7 protein-coding genes are annotated in these 4,661 nt (G+C 49.8%); 2 read left to right on the forward strand and 5 right to left on the reverse strand.

From position 1 onward, the window contains the following. Nucleotides 1-232, reverse strand: a 232-nt coding sequence (locus ACXWUF_RS18960) for a hypothetical protein (RefSeq protein ID WP_458503351.1), incomplete at its 3' end; no start/stop codon positions are given. A gap of 154 nt (nt 233-386) precedes the next feature. Between ACXWUF_RS18960 and apbC the strand changes: the two genes are divergently transcribed. Both apbC and dcd read left to right on the forward strand, forming a co-directional pair. Next, nucleotides 387-1,475, forward strand: coding sequence for an iron-sulfur cluster carrier protein ApbC (gene apbC / locus ACXWUF_RS18965; RefSeq protein ID WP_458497465.1), 1,089 nt, complete (start codon nt 387-389; stop codon nt 1,473-1,475). Further along, a complete protein-coding gene (gene dcd / locus ACXWUF_RS18970) occupies nt 1,475-2,041 on the forward strand; it encodes a dCTP deaminase (RefSeq protein WP_458497466.1) in 567 nt (188 codons plus the stop codon). The genes apbC and dcd overlap by 1 nt, the downstream gene beginning before the upstream one ends. 293 nt (nt 2,042-2,334) lie before the next feature. Here dcd and ACXWUF_RS18975 read toward each other — a convergent pair whose 3' ends face one another. The 4 genes from ACXWUF_RS18975 to ACXWUF_RS18990 all read right to left on the reverse strand — a co-directional run bounded on the left by ACXWUF_RS18975 (nt 2,335) and on the right by ACXWUF_RS18990 (nt 4,266). Continuing rightward, nucleotides 2,335-2,856, reverse strand: coding sequence for a hypothetical protein (locus ACXWUF_RS18975; RefSeq protein ID WP_458503352.1), 522 nt, complete (start codon nt 2,854-2,856; stop codon nt 2,335-2,337). A gap of 166 nt (nt 2,857-3,022) precedes the next feature. Beyond that, nucleotides 3,023-3,406, reverse strand: a complete 384-nt coding sequence (locus ACXWUF_RS18980; RefSeq protein ID WP_458503353.1) for a hypothetical protein — start codon at nt 3,404-3,406, stop codon at nt 3,023-3,025. A 9-nt stretch (nt 3,407-3,415) separates the two neighbouring features. Beyond that, complete coding sequence (locus ACXWUF_RS18985) at nt 3,416-3,835, reverse strand: RHS repeat-associated core domain-containing protein (protein ID WP_458503354.1); 420 nt, start codon at nt 3,833-3,835, stop codon at nt 3,416-3,418. A gap of 95 nt (nt 3,836-3,930) precedes the next feature. Further along, nucleotides 3,931-4,266 carry a hypothetical protein gene (locus tag ACXWUF_RS18990; protein ID WP_458503355.1) on the reverse strand — a complete coding sequence of 112 codons (336 nt, stop codon included), beginning with the start codon at nt 4,264-4,266 and terminating at the stop codon, nt 3,931-3,933. Between the last annotated feature and the right edge of the window lie 395 nt (nt 4,267-4,661).

Below are 4,661 nucleotides of genomic sequence, written 5' to 3' on the forward strand. Positions count from 1 at the left end.
TAAGTACAGCATCAAAAGCAGAATTGGACTTATCGGAATAGGACAAATTTTTCGCATTGTCGTGTTCTTTATTTTGAATACGTTTTGCTTGTCCTCGCCCCATGTAAATCCCATGGTTGTTCTGACGGGGCGGTTTTTTTGCGGGATTAGGATGAGTAGCCGGTGATGATTCGAGAGGTTTAGCGAAGCTCCCCCACCGCTGTCCCCATGGATGTGGTGTAAATTGAGACATTAAAACCTTAAACTTTGCGTTACTTGATGTCAATCATTATCAGCATTCGTCACGTCGTGTCCAAAGAACGCGGCTCCATGGATGTCACGATTGGTCGGACGCCGATTGTGTAGAATAACGCTAGGTTTTTTGATGCCGCTTTTGGAGATTTGGTATGCCCCTCACTCAATCTGATGTGGAAAACAGCCTAAAGGGCTGGATCGACCCCAACTTGGGGAAAGACTTGGTCAGCGCCAAGATGCTCAAAAAAGTAGACGTGGAGGGGGGCAAGGTGTCGGTGCGGGTACGGCTGGGCTACCCGGCGGCTAGTTATGAGGCTGAGTTGCGGGCCGCCTTGATCGACAAGATAAAAGCCGATACCGGCGCCACGGACGTGACCGTGGAGATCAGCACCGAGATTGTGTCCCATGCGGTGCAGAAGAATTTGAAGCCGCTGCCCGGTGTCAAGAACATCGTCGCCGTGGCGTCCGGCAAGGGCGGGGTAGGGAAGTCCACCACCGCCGTCAATCTGGCGCTGGCCCTGGCCTCGGAAGGGGCGCGGGTGGGCATTCTGGATGCCGACATCTACGGTCCTAGCCAACCCTTGATGCTGGGCTTGGCGGGTCGGCCCGATGTGCAGGATGGCAACAAGCTGGTGCCCATGGAAGCGTATGGCGTGCAAGCCATGTCGATTGGCTTCTTGGTCGAAGAGGATCAGGCCATGATCTGGCGCGGCCCCATGGTGACAGGCGCCTTGCAGCAATTGCTTAAGGACACGGCGTGGGACAACCTTGATTATTTGGTCATCGACCTGCCCCCCGGCACGGGCGATATTCAACTGACCTTGGCGCAGCAAATCCCCGTGTCCGGTGCCGTCATCGTCACCACGCCACAGGACATCGCCCTGCTCGACGCCCAACGCGGCCTCAAGATGTTCCAGCAGGTCAGCGTGCCGGTGCTGGGGCTGGTGGAGAATATGAGCATCCACATCTGTTCCAACTGCGGCCATGCCGAACACATCTTCGGCGCGGGCGGCGGCGAGAAGATGGCTGCGAAATACGGCACCGAATTGCTGGGTTCGCTGCCCTTGGATATAAGCATCCGCGAGAACGCCGACAGTGGTCATCCGTCCGTGGTGGCCGATCCCGACAGCCAACCGGCGCGAATTTATCGCGAAGTCGCCCGCAAGCTGGCCGCGAGGCTGGCGCTCAAGGCCAAGGATTTCAGCAGCCGCTTCCCCACCATCAGCGTGGTGAACGACTGATGGGCATTAAATCCGATGGTTGGATACGCCGCATGGCTCAGGAACACGGCATGATTGAACCCTTCGAGCCGGGTCAGGTGCGGGCGGTGGGCGAAAATCGCATCATTTCCTATGGCACATCCAGCTATGGCTACGATGTCCGCTGCTCCAACGAATTCAAGATTTTCACCAACATCAATTCGGCCATCGTCGATCCCAAGAACTTCGACGCCAGCAGCTTCGTCGATGTCCGGCAGGAGGTGTGCATCATTCCGCCCAACTCCTTCGCCCTGGCGCGGACGGTGGAATACTTCCGCATTCCACGGGATGTGCTCGTGGTGTGTCTCGGAAAAAGTACGTATGCCCGCTGCGGCATCATCGTAAATGTTACGCCTCTGGAGCCTGAATGGGAGGGACACGTCACGCTGGAATTTTCCAACACCACGCCGCTGCCCGCGAAGATATACGCCAACGAGGGCGTGGCCCAAATGCTATTCATCGGGGCCGACGAGGTTTGTGAAACCTCCTACCGGGACCGGGGCGGGAAATATCAGGGACAGACGGGCGTGACCTTGCCCAAGGCGTGATGAGGTAGCAAACACCGACTCGGTTTTAAAAACCGAGTCGGTATCCATCAAAACTAATGCCGCAACTGCCCCTCCCATTTCGATAACACCGCCGTCGCCACCGCATTCTCCAATACATTGGGGCCGTAGGATGCGGTGAGACACGAACCGCATCTACGGCCCTGGCGTTCGTTGCGCGGAGACAAAAATCCCCGCGCCAGGGCGGGTATGGGTTGCGCCGTTATCGGTGCCTATCTTACCGGGTTTCGTTCCTCAACCCGTCCTACGGCCCTCAACCCGGCCTACGGTCCTGATTACGTTTTGGACAGGTTGGCTTTTAGGTCATTTAATTTCTCCAGGAAATTTCCATATATATCAGTATCCGCTCCGAAATTGTGCTGGTTTAATGCAACCATCTCAATAGTTGGCATTAGCTCCATAATAATCTCAATCGCTTCTTCACGGTTGGCTATAAATCTTTCCTGAATTAGCTCAAGAAAGCAGCTTGCAGCGTCTGTGCTATCTGACGATATGTTTGACTCAACATACTTTTTTAGGCCAAAGATGTAGTACTTGAATGGTTTCATTGGCATAAATCTAAGGTTATCACATCGTTCAATTACATTTTTTTTGAACGCCTCCTGCATGTCGTCATTCGATTTACCAGCGAACTGTTCAAAAGCATATCTCACGTCCATATCGTCGAGTCCTATCCAATCGTCATGTGCTGGAATATGACTTTCATTTCTTGCAGTTATGGCAGTCCCATGAATTGTCATAAATTCTCTGCTTCCTCTTTCAATAGTTTGTAATTTGTAGGTCGGGCATGTACTCATGCCCGACAATTACGGTGCCGATGGGGTGGGGGGAGCGGTGAATTCTTACGGGGCGGGAGGGTCATTCCCATGCTCGACGTTTCCGGTGTCGGTAAGGTTATGTCGGGCATGAGTACCTGCCCGACCTACGTTACTAAAATACCATTTTATGGCATTGGGCACATATCTAATAACCCTCCTCAAAATTTCCCTTTTCTATTTCGGCAATTTCTCGAAAACCCTTGCTTGCACATGATTTTATGAAATTTTGTAAAACTTCAACCCCCTCATTAATTCTTTCTTGCTTTTTTAAATCTGATGCCTGCAATAGTGCAATACCTAACTCGTGAGATAAGTGAATTTCCCTATTATTTAGCTGGGATACCACCAAAGCAAAGTTTTGGAAGCTATCTATTGCTGGCAAAGGATGTTCAAATAAATCATCCCAGAGCATAGAAAGTAAAGTCATATTCGCTTCATTATAATAAACTTCCAAATCTTCCGAGCTTAGGTGGGCGACTTCATGCAGAAAGTCGTATGAATCATCAATATAATCATCAATATCTGGCATATTTATAACCTACGGACATTGTTTCTTTTTAGGGTGACATCCACCTCTTCCACGGAAAGGCCAATTTCCAGTTTGGGACGCAATACATCTATCCATGCAGACTTGGCAATTCCCGGTCCAATCGTTGTTTACACACTCTGCGTATAATCGAATACAAAAATTCTTATCATCCTTGGGCCATGGGTCTGGATCCCGACCACGATTTCCTCTTCCACGCCCATCTCCATCTCGTCCCCGCTTTAATCCATCCGGGTCTATCCAGTTGACCGGATTATTTTCCACATAGACATACGTATTAATTCCTCCCTCCAACCCAATCGGATCACTCTGCAAATACCGCCCGATGTTGGGGTCGTAATGCCGCGCCATGTTGTAGTGGAGACCCGTCTCGGCGTCGAAATACTGCCCCGGCAGGCGCAGGTTCAGCACGGGGCCGGCGTTCGTTACGCAAAGACAAAAGTCCCCGCGTCGGGGCGGGGATGGGTTGCGTCGTTATCGGTGCCTATCTTGCCGGGTTTCGTTCCTCAACCCGGCCTACGGTCCTGGGGTTCTTCCTCGTCAAAATTTACGTGAGATAAGCATCTATTAAGAGAACTGCCATTTGTTACTTTATCTACTAGAATGTCTAGATAAGACGGATATTTAATTAGCAGTTCTTCTATTGGGCCAGCCCCTAAGCAATCCAGTATTTTTTCATCTGGATTTTTTTCTATAATTTCGGCGATTATCTCTATGGCCTCATTTGGCTTGTATGAGCATAGCTCAAATAGCCTTATAACGGGATATTCAAGCTCTTCAGTTAATGAGTTTCCTCGTAGCTGAGATTTTGTTGCCTCGATCCATTTATCAACAATATTCATTTGCTAAATCTCAATTAATAACCAGGTGATGTATTCCTATCGGTTCCAGGTACAGGACATTGAGCATTGAGCCACTCGTAAGCTTTTGGTGGAATTGCACATCCCTTAGCTTTCGCCTGCGCGATAAGCTTTTCCAATTGTCGTTTTTTTCCCTCAAATGCGGGAACGTGTGATTCCCATTGCCCCTTTTTATTTCGGCATTGGTGCATATATCTTCTATTTAGCTCTCTCATTACATCGTAAATTTTTTCTATATAGGACTTACGCAAAATATATTGGCATGGGTATATTAAATATCCTCATTAGCGGAGTATAATTGCCACCCATGAAGACAAGCAAATACTCTGACATAAAGCCCACCAGTAAAGATTATTGTGAATTCATTATAGCGACCT

It is taken from the genome of Methylomagnum sp. (assembly GCF_054333355.1).